At 74.5% G+C, this 14444-nt stretch carries 9 protein-coding genes; all 9 read right to left on the bottom strand.

The features are described 5' to 3' along the window. Positions 1 to 30 precede the first annotated feature (30 nt). Positions 31 to 1839, bottom strand: a complete 1809-nt coding sequence (locus HTZ82_RS00465) for an IucA/IucC family siderophore biosynthesis protein (protein ID WP_175407218.1) — start codon at positions 1837 to 1839, stop codon at positions 31 to 33. 127 nt (positions 1840 to 1966) lie between these two features. Beyond that, complete coding sequence (locus tag HTZ82_RS00460) at positions 1967 to 2548, bottom strand: GNAT family N-acetyltransferase (RefSeq protein WP_309235251.1); 582 nt, start codon at positions 2546 to 2548, stop codon at positions 1967 to 1969. A gap of 47 nt (positions 2549 to 2595) precedes the next feature. After that, on the bottom strand, positions 2596 to 4362 hold the full coding sequence (locus HTZ82_RS00455; protein WP_175407217.1) for an IucA/IucC family siderophore biosynthesis protein: 1767 nt from the start codon (positions 4360 to 4362) through the stop codon (positions 2596 to 2598). Between the two features lie 78 nt (positions 4363 to 4440). Next, positions 4441 to 5805, bottom strand: coding sequence for a lysine N(6)-hydroxylase/L-ornithine N(5)-oxygenase family protein (locus tag HTZ82_RS00450; protein WP_175407216.1), 1365 nt, complete (start codon positions 5803 to 5805; stop codon positions 4441 to 4443). Beyond that, positions 5802 to 7493: an aminotransferase class V-fold PLP-dependent enzyme gene (locus HTZ82_RS00445; protein ID WP_175407215.1), complete on the bottom strand. Its 1692-nt coding sequence runs from the start codon at positions 7491 to 7493 to the stop codon at positions 5802 to 5804. Before HTZ82_RS00445 ends, HTZ82_RS00450 begins: the two co-directional genes overlap by 4 nt. After that, positions 7490 to 8854 carry a diaminobutyrate--2-oxoglutarate transaminase family protein gene (locus tag HTZ82_RS00440; RefSeq protein WP_217623519.1) on the bottom strand — a complete coding sequence of 455 codons (1365 nt, stop codon included), beginning with the start codon at positions 8852 to 8854 and terminating at the stop codon, positions 7490 to 7492. Before HTZ82_RS00440 ends, HTZ82_RS00445 begins: the two co-directional genes overlap by 4 nt. A gap of 308 nt (positions 8855 to 9162) precedes the next feature. Further along, on the bottom strand, positions 9163 to 11565 hold the full coding sequence (locus HTZ82_RS00435) for a glycoside hydrolase family 65 protein (protein WP_175407214.1): 2403 nt from the start codon (positions 11563 to 11565) through the stop codon (positions 9163 to 9165). Then, positions 11562 to 12248, bottom strand: a complete 687-nt coding sequence (locus tag HTZ82_RS00430) for an HAD-IA family hydrolase (RefSeq protein WP_175407245.1) — start codon at positions 12246 to 12248, stop codon at positions 11562 to 11564. Before HTZ82_RS00430 ends, HTZ82_RS00435 begins: the two co-directional genes overlap by 4 nt. A gap of 649 nt (positions 12249 to 12897) precedes the next feature. Beyond that, positions 12898 to 14199 (bottom strand): sodium:proton antiporter, encoded by a 1302-nt coding sequence (locus HTZ82_RS00420; protein ID WP_175407213.1) that lies wholly within the window; start codon positions 14197 to 14199, stop codon positions 12898 to 12900. Positions 14200 to 14444 lie beyond the last annotated feature (245 nt).

Genomic DNA, 14444 nt, shown 5'->3' with positions numbered 1-14444 from the left:
GCCCAGCCGGCGAGGCGCTGATCTCGATACTCATGTCAGCGGGTTGGGGAGGGTGCCGTTCGGGGTCACCACCTGCCGGTCGGACCGGTCGGCATAGCGGGTGACGACCAGCCGGTCGGTGTTGAGCCCGTAGCGCGGGAACTCCGGTGCGAGCATGTCGTACTCCGCGAACCTCTCCTTCTTCTCCGGGAACCGGTTCTGGTACGACAGGACCGCCTGCCGCACCAGGCGCCAGAACCGCACCTCCGGCACGCCGAGCTGCTCGGCGGCCAGCGGCGCCAGATAGCGGAAGTGGCCCACGAGCAACGCGTCGACGACGTGCTGGCGGATGACCACCGGGTGCTTGCGGAGCAGCACGTGGTCGTGGCCGTCGGGCTCGGGCTCGCGCTCGGGCACAGGGGTGTGCGACATGCACGCGTCGTCCACGAAGTCCTTGAGGAACAGCCTGCGGGGCACGTCGTGCTCGTCGTATCCGATGAGCGTGTTCTCGCCGTGCGGGTTGAAGGTGATGCCGTACGTGTACATCACGTGCAGCACCGGGTGCATGACCGTCTCGAACAGCCGCGACAGCCACTCCTCGGCGGACAGCCCGGAGGTGCGGGCGAGTTCGGCCACGAAGGACCTGCCGCGCTCGTCGACGTGCAGCAGCGACGCGAACGTGCGGACCCGCTCACCCGGGTCCTTCCGCGACGACACCGACTCGCGCCAGATGCAGCCGAGCGTCTCCAGATGCTGGTACGGCATCTCCGACACGCGATCCAGCAGAGGGTGACGGACCGTCACGGAGGCGATCTCGCCCAGGAACACGGTGCGCAGCTCGTCCCGCAGGAGCGGGTCCCGGCCCAGCAGGCCCGTCAGCCACTGGGTGGTGAGCGGGGCACCCTCGGTGCAGTGCGGCGGGATGCCGCGCCAGATCAGCGTGTTGACGATCTTCAAGGGGAGCTTGACGTCGTACCGGTCGCGCACGGAGACGTTCGTCATGGTCCGTACGGACTGCTGCGGCGAGTACGCGTCGGCGCTCCGCCCGAGCGGGATGATCCGCCGCCGGGCGATCTCGCCCGCGAACATCACCTGCACCGAGTGGTCCCACTGCCAGGGGTGGACCGGCAGCCACACGTACGCGTCCGGGTCACCGCCCGCCTCTTCGACGCGCGCCCGGAAGGCGGCTCGCGCCCCGGCGTCCAGCTCGTGCTCCAGCATCGCCTGTTCGCTCAGGGAGGGGGTTCCCCGGAACTCCGCGAGGCCCCGGTGCACGGCCACCCACTGGAGGGTGACCGGCTGGTGCGACTCCGGTGCGTACGCCCGTACGTCGGCCGGGGAGAAGCCCATACGGCCCTTGTTGGCGACCAGGGTGGGGTGACCGGTCATGGCGCACTCCAGCTCGGCGTGGCCCAGCTCGCGCAGTGCGGCAGCGCTCGGCCCGCCGTGCTCGATGCGGGCGGCGTCGGCGGCGAGGGTCGCGGACAGCTCGGTGAGGTACATGCCGAGGGTGGGCGCGTCGGTGCCGATCGTGCCGGCGCAGTCCACCATGAACTGCTGGGCGTCCCAGGCGGGGCTCGCGATCTCGTCGCCGGGCTGCCCGGTCGCGCCCCGGGTGACGGACTCCCGGTCGACCCGCCACGAGCCGAACGCGCCCCGGTCGGCGGAGAAGACGTAGGAGACCCCGCTGTCGAGGTCGACCCGGTACCGTCCGTCCTCCCGGCCCAGAGGCTCCGGTATGAGCAGCGCCTCGAACGCGAACTCGGAGAGCGCCTTGGCGAGGACCCGGCGGTTGGCCTCCCGCCAGGACTCGGGGGACAGGTCGGCGAGGGCGGGGAGGGGATGACGCTCGTCAGTCATACGGGCGACGCCTTTCTGGAGAGCGGGAGCAGGTGCCGTGCGTGTGGTGTTCGCGGTGCTGGTCGTCGTGGTGGTGTTCGTGGTGCCGGTCATGGTCGTCGTGCCGGTCGTGGCGCCCTGATGCTGCTCACTCGCCCGGATTTTCACGCGGCGGCACCGGGCGTCCGTGCGTCCCCGTCGTCGTGTCGCGCACGCGCACCATCAACGCGGCCTGCTTCACCGGCAGGTCGAGCTGCCGGACCAGCCGGAACCCGGCCCGCTCGAACGCCCGCACCGAGCGGACGTTGCGCACGTCCGGCTCCGCCACGACACGCCGCGCGTACGGGTCGGCGCGCATCTGCCAGTCCGACACGGCACGCAGCAGCCGCGCCCCGAGCCCCCGCCCCCGGTACGCGGACGGGCCGAGCAGCAGGTGCACGCCCGCGTCCCGGGGCAGGGCCGGGTAGTGGTGCCGCAGCGGGTCCAGGTCGGCGCGGTACAGCTCCCAGTAGCTCATCGGCGTGCCGTCGACACAGCCGACGTACGGCGTGGAGTGCGCGCTCGCGATCTGCTCCCGCAGGTAGGCGGCGATCCGCTCCACCGGCTGGGCGAGCTCCCAGTACTCGGCGACCTCGGGGTCGTTCATCCACCCGTGCACCAGCTTCGCGTCACCGTCCGGGTCGACCGCGCGCAGCGCGAACGTCCCCACATCCAGGTGTGTCTCGGCCACCACCGCGGGCCGAGCGGGAAACACAGCCGACAGGGGAGCATCGCCCGTCACTTGCGCACCTCCGCGATCGGGTTGGCGATGTCCACGTACACCGACTGCGCCTCCAGCGGTCCCCTCAGCTCGTCCATGCCCCGCACCCGCGTCAGCAGGTTCGCCTTGCAGCGCAGGACCGGCTCGTCCCGCAGCAGCGCGGCCACCCGCAGCCGGTCGCCGTGCTCGGCGGCGAGCCGCGCCAGAAACCCGTCCGCGTGCCGCAGCAGCCGCGTCTCGTCCGCCAGGCCCTGCGAGCCGAGCGCACCGGCCACGCCCAGCAGGTTGTTGATGCCGACGTAGTAGACGAGCCGCTCGTCGATGACCTCGTCCGCGACGTACGTGCCCAGGTCCCGGCCGACGCCCGGCACCCAGCCGTACAGGGCCCCGCTGCGGGCGGGCGAGAAGTAGTAGCCCTGGTTGTCGCGGTACCGCCCGCCGGCCGGCCGTCCGTCCGCGTCGAGCACGACGAGCGTGTTCTGCTGGTGCGCCTCCAGACCGAGCCCGTACGTCGCGTACAGCCACAGCACCGGCGCGACCACCTGCTCCGCGTACCGCGCGAACCACTCCTCGCCGGCCTCCGCGACCGGCCGCCCGGTGCGCTCGGCGAGCCCGTGCACCAGCCGCGCCAGATGCGAGCGGCCGCCCGGCAGGTCGGGGCGCGGCGCGACGAGCCCGGCCACGCACACGGCCTGCGTCACGGCGCCCGCCCCGAACGGGTTGGCGCGCACGACCACGTCCAGGCCGCTGTCGCAGCTTTCGCCGCTGCCGCTGCCGCTGCCGTCGCCGTCGCCGCCGCCGTCGGGCGACGCGTCGACCGCCAGCCACGCCGGGTCCCGCACCACGGCGAACCCCGGGTGCGCGGCGTGCAGCGCCCGGCCCAGGCCCGCCGTCAGCAGCCGGTCCACGGCCAGGCCCCGGTGCAGCTCGGACCGCGTGTTCTCGCGCCGCGAGTTGGTGATCCGCAGGCCCAGCGAGAACTTCAGCATCACCGGCGCGTCCGCCCGGTACAGCGTCCGCACCGACGACGTCGGCGACCAGTCGGGGCCCCCGGGGCCCAGGTCGTGCAGCAGCCCCGCGTCCAGCAGCGCCCGCACGGCCGGCCGGTGGACGGCGTCCCGCGCCTGCCAGGGGTGCGCCGGCACCAGGACCGTGCCGGGCGGCGGCTGCACCGCGTCGCCCGCGAACGACGCGATGAGGTCCTGCGCCGGCCGGTCGAGCGACGAGTCGGCCTGGACGACGGACGGGTCGGCGGCGAACCAGTGCAGCGGGAAGCCGCCGCGCGTCTCGGGCGAGTAGCGGGCCGCCTCGGTCTCGGTCAGGCCCTCGCGGCTCTTCGGCGTCGGGTGCAGCGGATGCCCGGTGATCAGGGCCTGCTCGGCGGCCAGGAACGCGGTCGTGCCCTCCGGGTCCTCGGGCGCGGCGGAACGCGCCCGTACGAACTCCGCGACCCGCCGTACGGAGTCGGTGACCCGCGCGGTCAGGTCCGCGACCGACTCCGGGTCGCCGTCGGCCGCCTCCACGCCGAGCAGCGCGGCGACCACCGTCGCGGACGCCGGCGCCCCGGAGCGCAGCCGGGCGGGCCCGAAGCGGTGCCAGCCGACCGGCGACCAGTACAGGACGGGCGCCTCGATCCCCGTACCGGACGAGGGAAGCTCCAGGCGCAGCACCCCGTCGGCGGGGCGCTCCACCCCGGTCTCCCGCACCCAGCAGCGCAGCAGGTTGTCGACGGCGGCACGATCGGCGACCGCGAGGGGCGGTTCCGGTTCCTGGGTCATGCTCATGCGGTCTTCCTTCTTCGTAGGCGTGAGCGGCGTACGGAGCGGTGGGGCAGCGGGGCTCGACCGGAGACTCGGCGGGGCTCAGCGGGGTGTGTCCGCCAGGCCGAAGGTCGTGAAGGCGGTGCGGCCGGGCAGCGGGTAGGGCTCCCGGCCGGTGAGCGCGTTGAGGATCACCGCCGATCGCCAGGCCGCGAGCCCGAGGTCCGGGGTGCCCACGCCGTGGGTGTGGCGCTCGGCGTTCTGCACGAACACCGAGCCGCCGACCTTCTCGTCCAGGGCGAGCCGCTGGTCCCGGTCGACCAGGGGACGGCCCGCCGCGTCACGGGCGAGGTGCTCGCTCAGCGGCTCCAGCAGCGCGTCGACCGGCCGCTCGGCGTACCCGGTGGCGAGGACCACCGCGTCGGTGCGCAGCCGGGCCGTGGAACCCTCCTCGGTGTGCTCAAGGGCCAGCGCGAGGCGCCCGTCGCGGCGCTCCGCCCCGGTGACCGCGACACCGGGCGTGAGCGTGACGTCGGGCCAGCCGCCGGGCAGGACCCGCCGGTACAGCTCGTCGTGGATCTCGCCGAGCGTGTCCGCGCTGATGCCCTTGTAGAGCTGCCACTGCCCCGGCAGCAGCCGGTCGCGGGCGTCCTCCGGCAGGTCGTGGAAGTAGCGCGTGTAGTCGGGAGTGAAGTGCTCCAGGCCCAGCTTGCTGTACTCCATGGGCGCGAACGCCGGGCTGCGGGCGAGCCACGTCAGCCCCTCGCGCCCCTGGGGCCGCGCCCGCAGCAGGTCGAGCAGCACCTCGGCGCCCGACTGGCCGGCGCCGACGACCGTGACGTGCCCGGCCGTCAGCAGCCGCTCCCGGTGGGTGAGGTAGTCGGCGGAGTGCAGCACCGGCACGTCCGGGTCGTCCGTCAGGGCGCGCAGCGGCTCCGGAACGTACGGGGCCGTGCCGAGGCCCAGGGCGAGGTGCCGGGCCAGGACGCGGCCCGGGGCGACGGCGGTGCCGTGCTCGTCGACGCGGCTGAACTCCACCTCGTACGCCTGGTGGACCTCGTCCCAGTGGACGGTGTCGACGCGGTGGCCGAACCGGCAGGACGGCAGCTCCTCGCTGACCCAGCGGCAGTACGCGTCGTACTCGGCGCGCGGGATGTGGAACCGCTCCGCGAAGTAGAACGGGAACAGCCGCTCCTGGGACCGGATGTAGTTGAGGAACGACCAGCGGCTGGTCGGGTCGACGAGGCTCACCAGGTCGGCCAGGAACGGCACTTGGAGCGTCGCCCCGTCGATGAGGAGGCCCGGGTGCCAGCGGAACGCGGCGCGCTGCTCCAGGAAGACGGCGTCGAGCCCGGGCACGCCGTCCGCGAGGGCGGCGAGGGACAGGTTGAACGGGCCGATGCCCACGCCGAGCAGATCGACGATCGGGGTCGCGTTCTGCGGGTCCTCGGCGGTGTGGTCGGTCATCGTGGTCCTTCCGGGTCGCTCGCGGTGCGTATGAGGGGCGGCGGTACCGGCGCCGGTGCGGCCGCCGTGGGAGCCGTGACCGCCGTGGGCGCCGCCGCGTCGGCGGTGGCCCGGGCGGCCAGGTCGAGCAGTGCGGCCAGGTCGGCGGCCGCCGCCCCGGGGTGCAGCAGGGTGGCCTTGAGCCAGAGCCGCCGGGTGCCGTCGGCGTCCTCAGCGGCGGCCCGGCCGACGACCGCTTCGCCGGTGGTGAGCAGCCGGCGCCGCACGTCCGCGACGAGGGCGTCGCCGTCGCCGGGCGGGAGCGCGTCGGCGGCCAGGGGCCGGAACAGCACGGTGCTGATGCCGGGTTCGCCGGGGCGGCGGCGCAGCGCCGGGTGGGCGTCGACGAGCGCGGCGAACTCCTTGGCGGTGTCCACACAGTGCTCGACGAGGGCGCCGATGCCGGTGCGGCCGAGGGCGCGCAGGGTCGCGGCGATCTTGAGCACGTCGGGGCGGCGGGTCGTACGGAGGGAGCGGCCGAGCAGGTCGGGCAGGCCCGCCTCGGTGTCGTCGTCGGCGTTCAGGTAGTCGGCGCGGAGGGCGAGCGGGGCGAGGAGGGAGCTGTCGGGGACGGCGAGGAGTCCGGCGGCGACCGGCTGCCAGCCGAGCTTGTGCAGGTCGAGGGTGACGGAGACGGCACGTGACAGCCCGTCGAGCCGGGGGGCGAGGCGGTCGCTGAAGAGGAGGGGCCCGCCGTAGGCGGCGTCGACGTGGAGTGCGGCGCCGTGGCGGTCGGCCACGTCCGCGAGGGCGGGGAGCGGGTCGACGGCGCCCTCGTCGGTGGTGCCCGCCGTGGCGACGACCAGGGCCGGGGCGGCGACGCCGGCCAGGGCCCTGTCCAGGGCGTCCGGGTCCATGCGGCCGTCCCGGCACGGGACGGTGACGGGGGCCGGGAGCCCCAGCACCCAGGCGGCGCGGCGGACGCTGTGGTGGGCGTTGTCGCCGCAGACGACCTGCACGGTGGCGGCCCCGGCGGCGCGGGCCCGCTCGCGGGCCAGCAGCAGCGCGACGAGGTTCGACTCGGTCCCACCGGTGGTGACGAGCGCGTCCGCCGTCCCGGCTGTGGGCAGGCGTTCCGCTGGGCCGATGGGGGTGCCCCCTGCTCGAGCGGAGTCGAGAGCTTGGGGGAGGGTGGGCACAGCCGGGACGGCCACCCGGCCCGAGGGCTCTGCACCGGGCGCCCCGGGCGCGTCGGAGGGAACGGCGGAGCGGGTGGCGGTCCAGGACGGGAACACCAGCGCCGCCAGCGCGGCCGTCACCTCCGCTTCCAGCGCCGTCGCCGCGGGCGCCTGGTCCCAGGAGTCCAGGGACGGGTTCAGCGCGGCGGCCGCCAGGTCGGCGGCGGCGGCCACCGCCAGGGGCGGGCAGTGGAGGTGCGCCGTGCAGCGCGGGTCGGCCGGGTCGGCGGCGCCCTCCGTGACGGCGCGTACGACGGTGCGCAGGGCCTCATCGGCGCCCGTGCCGTACTCGGGGAGCACGGGGCGGCAGGCCGCTCGCACCCGCTCGGCCACCGCGTCGGGGCCGCCCGCCGGGAGCGGGCCGCCGCGCGCGGCGGCGCCCTCGGCGAGCGCGTCGAGGACGACGGAGGTCAGCTTGCCGAGCGCGTCCGGTCCTTCGGCGCCGCCCGCCAGGCTGTCGTCGGGGCTCACCGGCCGGTCTCCAGGGCGGCCTCCAGGGCGGCTTCCAGCGCCGCGGCGATGCGTTCGACGACCGAGTCGGCCTGGTCGTCGGTGAGGACCAGCGGCGGCAGCAGCCGCAGCACCGTGTCGTCGCGGCCGCCCAGTTCGAGGAGGAGGCCGCGGTCCAGGCAGGCCGCGCGCAGGGCGTGGGCGAGTGCGGGGTGGCCGGGCGGTACGCCGTCGCGGTCCGGGGTGCCGTCCGGGTCGACGAGTTCGACGCCGGTCATCAGACCCCGTCCCCGTACCTCGCCGAACTCCGGCCGGTGGGCGGCGATGTCCCGCAGCCCGCGCCGCAGCCGCTCGCCCAGTTTCAGGGCCCGTTCGGTGAGCTGCTCGTCGGCGACGGTCCGCAGGGCGATCTCCCCGGCGACCATGGCGAGCGTGTTGCCGCGGAACGTCCCGGTGTGGTGGCCGGGGAGCCAGGTGTCGAGGTCGGGGCGGTACGCGATGAGGGCGAGCGGCAGCCCGCCGCCGACCGCCTTCGATGTGACCAGCACGTCCGGGGTGACGCCGGCGCGTTCGCATGCCCAGTAGTGGCCGGTGCGGCCCACTCCGGTCTGCACCTCGTCGACGACGAGGACGATGCCGTGCTCGGCGGTGATCCGGCGGATCTCGCGCAGCCACGCGTCCGGGCCCTCCACGACGCCGCCCTCGCCCTGCACGACCTCCAGGATGACGGCCGCCGGGAGCCCCACGCCGCTGCTCGGGTCGGTGACCAGGCTCTCCAGCAGCCGCGCCGACAGCTCCCCCGACCGCTCGCCGCTCCCGGTCCCGAACGGGCAGCGCAGCCCGTACGGGTAGGGCAGCCGGGTCACCGGAACACCGTCCGCGCCGACCGTGCCGCTCATCCGCGGCGGCCCGGACACGGCGGACGCCCCGAGGGTCATCCCGTGGTACGCGCCCGTGAAGGCGACGACGCCGCGCCGCCCCGTGGCGTGCCGGGCCAGTTTGAGCGCGGCCTCGACCGCGTCCGTACCGGCCGGGCTGCAGAAGTGCAGCCGCGCGTCGCCCCGCAGGGTGCCGGGCAGCCGGCGGAGCAACTCGCCCGAGAACGCGTCCTTCTGAGGGGTGATCATGTCGAGGGTGTGCAGCGGTGCGCCGGACGCGAGGACCGCCTGGAGTGCCGCGATGGTGGCCGGGTGGTTGTGGCCGAGTACCAGGGTGCCCGCGCCGGACAGGCAGTCCAGATAGGTGCGACCGTCGGCGCCGGTGACGACCGCGCCGGCGGCGTGGACGGGCGCGACTGGCAGGGAGCTGGCGTAGGTACGGGCGGAGGACTCGCGTCGCTCCTGGCGCTCCAGAAGCTCGGCGCGCAGCGCACCGTTCGGCATGGCGGATGCCCTTCGGTCGTGTTGCGGAGGGTGGCGCATGAGGCGCGTGCACAGCAGGCGCCCGGTGAGGGTGCTCACCACCGGCCCACGAGAAGTCAGGCTGGCCTGACCTTCCATCAGATCAGCGAGGTCGGGGAGTGGTGATCCGCTCCGTGGTCGCCAACTGTGCGCCGTACGCCCCTGGTTACGCCCCCTCACGCCCGGTTCGACGGTGGAGTGGTGCCGTGTCACGTACATCTGTACCCCGCGCGAACGCCTGTCCACCCGGCGGTTCCGCCGACATCCGGGCCGCCCGCCCGGGCGGTGCCTCAGTCCGGGAGCGGCAGCTCCGCCGCGCGCCCCGGCTCGATCGACACGGCGCGCCCCGGCAGCTCGATGTCGAGCGGCAGCACACCCGAGTCCGGCACTGAGACGTGCAGGCTCCCCGGCTTCATCCGCAGCCGCACCCCCCAGTGCCCGTGGAAGCGCAGCGTGAGGTCGTACTCGGACAGCTCCGGCAGCGGCACCGGGTCGAGCCGCAGCACCCCGCCCCGCGTGTCGAGCCCCGTCAGCCCCCGCTGCACCAGGTCCAGGGTGCCCGCCATCGCCCCCAGATGGATGCCCTCGGCGGTCGTGCCGCCGTGCACGTCCGCGATGTCCGCCGCCAGGGCCTCCTGGCAGAACTCCCACGCCTCCGACCGCCGTACCCGCGCCAGCACCCACCCGTGCGCCAGGACGCTCAGCGTCGAACCGTGGCTGGTGCGCCGCAGGTAGTAGTCGACGGTCCGCCACCACGTCTCGTCGTCCAGCGCGTGCCCCAGCCGCTGGAACAGCCCGCGCAGCTCGCCCGGCGAGAACAGGTAGCCCAGCATCAGCACGTCCGCCTGTTTGGACGCCTGGTACCGGTTGACCGTGTCGCCCTCCGCCTCCAGGATCCGGTCGAGCCGCCTGATGTCCCCGTACTTGTGGCGCAGCCCGTCCCAGTCCAGCTCGGCCAGCTCCCCGTATCCGTGGAACTGGCTGATCACGCCCTCGTGGAACGGTACGTACAGCCTGCGCGACACGTCCTCCCACAGCGCCAGCTCGGCGTGGTGCAGCCCGATGCGCTCCTCCAGCTCCCGGCGGCGCGGCTCCGGCAGCGCCCGCATCAGCTCCAGCGCCCGCGCCAGCACCCACGCCGCCGTCACGTTCGTGTACGCGTTGTCGTCCAGGCCGGGCCGCCGCGCCCCCCGGTACGCGTCGTGGTACTCGTCCGGGCCCATCACACCGCGGATCCGGTAGCGGTCGATCGCATCGTCGTACGCCGCCGAGTCCGCCCAGAACCGGGCGATCTCCAGCAGCATCTCCGCGCCCTTGGTGTGCAGGAACTCGTCGTCCCCGGTCGCCTCCCAGTACCGCCACACGTTGTACGCGACGGCCGAGCCCACGTGGTGCTGGAGGTGCGAGTGGTCCGGCAGCCAGCGGCCCGACCGCGGGTTCAGATGCAGCTGCTGGGCCTCCTCGCGGCCGTCGCTGCCGCTCTGCCACGGATAGAGCGCGCCCGACCTGCCGATGTCACGCGCCGAGAAACGGGCACGCTCCAGGCGCCGGTGACGGTAGGTGAGCAGCGCCCGTGACACCTCAGGGAAGTGCAGGTTGAGGTACGGCAGGACGAACAGCTCGTCCCAGAAGATGTGGCCCCGGTACGCCTCGCCGTGCAGCCCGCGCGCCGGCACGCCCACATCGAGGTCCGCCGTGTGCGGCGACAGCGTCTGCAGCACGTGGAACAGGTGCAGCCGCAGGATACGGCCCGCCTCGTTCGGCACCTCCAGCTCGGCCCGCCGCCAGAGCTGCTGCCACGCCGTACGGTGCGAGGCCAGCAGCGTGTCGAAGCCGGGCGCCCGGCCGACGCGGTCCACGGCCGCGTGCAGCGGATCGGAGATCGCCGGGTCGTGCGAGGTGTGCAGCGCCACCGTCTTGTCGACCGTGACCGTCGCGCCCGGCAGCAGCGTCAGCCGGAACCGCTGTGTCACGCGTCGCTCGGCGTGGACCACCTCGGTGTCCTCCGGGACCGTGGTCCGCGCCGCCATCGCGATCCGGATCTCCGACGTCGACGTCCGGCAGAACAGCCACACGCGTCCGTCCGTCGCCTCGCCCGTGCCGAGCTGCACCAGATGCCGCGACGACAGCTGCCGGTAGCGGGCCACGCCCGTGTTGGCGACCGAGCCGTCCAGCTCGGCCTCCACCTCCAGCGTCCCCGCCCAGTTCTCGGCCGTGAACTCGGTACGCAGCGCCGCCAGGTGCGGGTCACCCATGTGGACCAGCCGCAGCTGCCGAACCGCGAGCCGCCGCCCGTCGTCGTCCTCGTACCGGGAGCGGCGCTCCAGCGTGCCGCCGCGCAGGTCGAGGGTGCCGGAGTGGTCGGTGAGGAACTCGTGCGCGGGCGTCAGCCACGGCCCCGGCTCCGGCGCCGGGCCGCCCTCCGGGCCCTCGGGCACCACGCGGTAGCGCACCGGCAGCCAGTTGGGCAGGTTCACCATGTCCTCGTTCTCGACCCGGCGGCCCGCCACCTCCGACGCCAGCCGGTTGTAGCAGCCCGCCTGGTACGTGCCCGGGTAGTGCGTGCCGTCGGCCCGGCACTCGGGCAGGGCGCCGCGCGTCGCGAAGTAGCCGTTGCCGAGCGTGGACAGCGCCTCGCGCAGACTCTCCCGTTCGGGTGCGTACCCCTCGAACTCCCACGTCCAGTCGCTCACGACGGCCCTCCCTCGGCGGCGCCGATGCCGGTGTCGGCGATCAGCTCGGCCAGATCCCGTACGACGACGTCGGCGCCGTGCCGCCGCAGTGCGTCCCCGGTGCCCGGCCCGCCGGTCCGGTCGACGCCCACGACGAGCCCGAAGCCCCCGCGCCGCCCCGCCTCCACCCCCGCGAGGGCGTCCTCGACCACCGCGCACGCCTCCGGTGGCTCGGCGAGCCGCCGCGCGGCCTCCAGGAACAGGGCGGGGTCCGGCTTCCCGGGCAGCCGCAGCCGCGCCGCCTCGTCGCCGTCCACGAGCGCGTCGAACATGTCCAGTACCTCGGCCCGTTCCAGCAGCTCCCGCGCATGCCGCGACGCCGAGGCCGCCGCCAGCGGCACCCCCGCGCCGCGCAGGGCACGCAGCAGCCGCACCGTCCCCGGGTACGCGTCGACGCCCCGCTCCCGGAGCCGCTCCGTGAACCGCCGCTCCTTGTCGGCCGCGACCGCCGCCACCACGCGCTCCGTCGCGGGCAGCCCCCGCGAGGCCAGGAACCCGGCGGCCCCGTCCAGCCGCGACCGCCCGTCCACGTACCGCAGATAGTCATCCACCTCGTCAAACGGCCGCGCCCACGCCGCATCCCGCTCAGCCCCGAGGTCCCGCTCCACCCCGCGGTCGCCACCGATCTCGCGGTCGCCACCGATCTCGCGGCCGCCACCGGTCCGGCGGTCGCCGCCGGTCCCGCCGTCGCCACCAGTCCGGCCGTCGCCACCGGTCCCGCGGTCGCCGCCGGTCCCGCGGTCGCCGCCGGTCCCGCCGTCGCCGCCGGTCCCGCCGTCGCCACCGGTCCCGGTGTCCTCGCCGATCCCGCCGTCCGCGCCGACCGCACCGGTCCCACCGGTCCCGCCGTCCTTGATGGTTCCACCGGTCCCGGCGTCCTCGCCGGTCCCGCCGTCCTCGCCGACCGCACCGGTCACGCCCGCCGTGCCGGTCCCGCCGACCCCGCCGGCCCAGGCGATCCCTCCGCCCTCGGCGGTCGTCGCGGCGAGGTCCCGCAGGTAGGCGTCGAACGCCGCCTTCCAGGCCGCCGCGTGGAGCCGGGCCGAGTCGGTGACGACGCCGTCGGTGTCGAGGACGACAGCGCGCACGGCCCGCAGCGCGGGTACCACCGTGCTGCGGGCCGTGCGTGGGTCCATGGCGGCGTCTCCTTCCGTCGTCGCCCGCCCGGGTGCCCGGAAACCTCCGGGTCACACCGTGCGGCGGGCGTCGCGCCGGGCTCCACCGTCCATCATGGCCCGGGCAGGCCCCGGGGGGTGGGCCGGGAGGGCCATGAGGGGCACGGCGCGTACGCCGTCAGGCGTCCCTCCGGGCGCCGACCGCGTTGGCCGCGACGGAGGCGTCGCCGCCCCCGGCCGGGCCGGCCGGAACAGCGGTGTCGCGGTCGGCGGCCGCGTGCTCGTCCTCGTCCGTCGGGATGCCCGCGAGCCTCTCCACGTGGAAGACCTTGGCGATCGGGACGTCCGTGCTGCTGTGGGCGATGATCGAGAAGGCGATGCACACGGCGATCAGCGTGTACGCCTCCTGCCCCTGCGGGATGCCTGCCTGGAGGACCAGCAGTCCGTACACCACCGACGCGAAGCCCTTCGGCCCGAACCACGCCGCCACCAGCCGCTCGCGCCGGTCGAACCGCGTACCGATCAGCGAGATCAGCATGGACGCGGGCCGGATCAGCACGATCGCCAGGACCACCGCCACATACCCGCCGAACGACAAGTCGCCGAACAGCTGCGGCGTCAGCAGCGCCCCGAACACCAGCAGCGCCGCGAACTTCGCCAGTTCCGCCAGCGCCTCGCCCAGCGGCTCGAACGCGTTCTTCGCCTCCGGCGACACCGCCGTGAGCACCGCGCCCGCCGAAAACGCCGCCAGGTACGGGTTGGCGTGCGTCAGATGGCAGCCCGCGTAGAGGATGACGCCGATGGCCAGCGGCAGCAGCGGCTGCAGCTTCGGCTCCGCGCCCAGCAGCCGGAACCGTACGAGCCCGTTGACCAGCAGCGGCACCAGCACACCGAACGCCAGTCCGAGCCCGAGCTCCAGGGCGATCGCCCCGTACGACGTGTCCGTGTGCCCGCCCGCCGTCGGCCCGGCGGCGGCGATGAGCACCAGCACCACCGGCAGCGCGAGGCCGTCGTTGATACCGCTCTCCACGTTGAGGAGCTGCCGCAGCTTCGACGGCACCTCCTTCTTGCCGATGATCGCCGAGGCGAACACCGGGTCGGTGGGCGCCAGCACCGCACCGACGAGGAACGACGTCGTCCAGTCGAGACCCACCACGTAGTGCGTGATCAGCGCCATGCCGACCAGCGCCAGCGGCATCCCGAGCCCCAGGGCGCGTGCCGGGTTCCTCCAGTTCTCCCGCAGCTTCGGGAACGACACGTGCATGCCGTCCGTGAACAGCACCGCGAACAGCGCCAGATCGGCGGTCACGCGCACGATGTCGCTGTCCGGGGTGATGTGGATCAGCCCGAGGAACCCGTCGCTGACGAGCGCGCCACCGACGAGGAACAGGAAGGACGTGGACAGAACGGTCCGGGCGGCGAGCCCGGACAACAGCACCGCGATGAGCAGTGCGGCACCGAAGACAGCGACCAGCACCATGGGTGGGACATCCCCCGATCAGCGAAGACGGTTCTCACGCGGCCCGCCGACCGGGGCCCGGTCCGCATGCTGCCGCGACCCGGCAATGTAGCGGACACCCCGCCGCGGAACCCTCCCCGGGGACCAACTGCGTTCCGGTCACCCTACCCGTCCGCTTTCGGCCACCCGCCCGGCGCCCGGGAGTCGTCTCCCGCCGCGCCGGGTACGGCTTCCCGCGCTAACGTGCCATCAGGTCAGTTCTGCGA

Origin of the sequence: Streptomyces sp. TRM64462 (assembly GCF_013362995.1) — a bacterium.
Classification (GTDB): domain Bacteria; phylum Actinomycetota; class Actinomycetes; order Streptomycetales; family Streptomycetaceae; genus Streptomyces.
The sequence above is the reverse complement of the archived record's forward strand: the minus strand, read 5'-3'. Positions and strand labels throughout refer to the sequence as shown.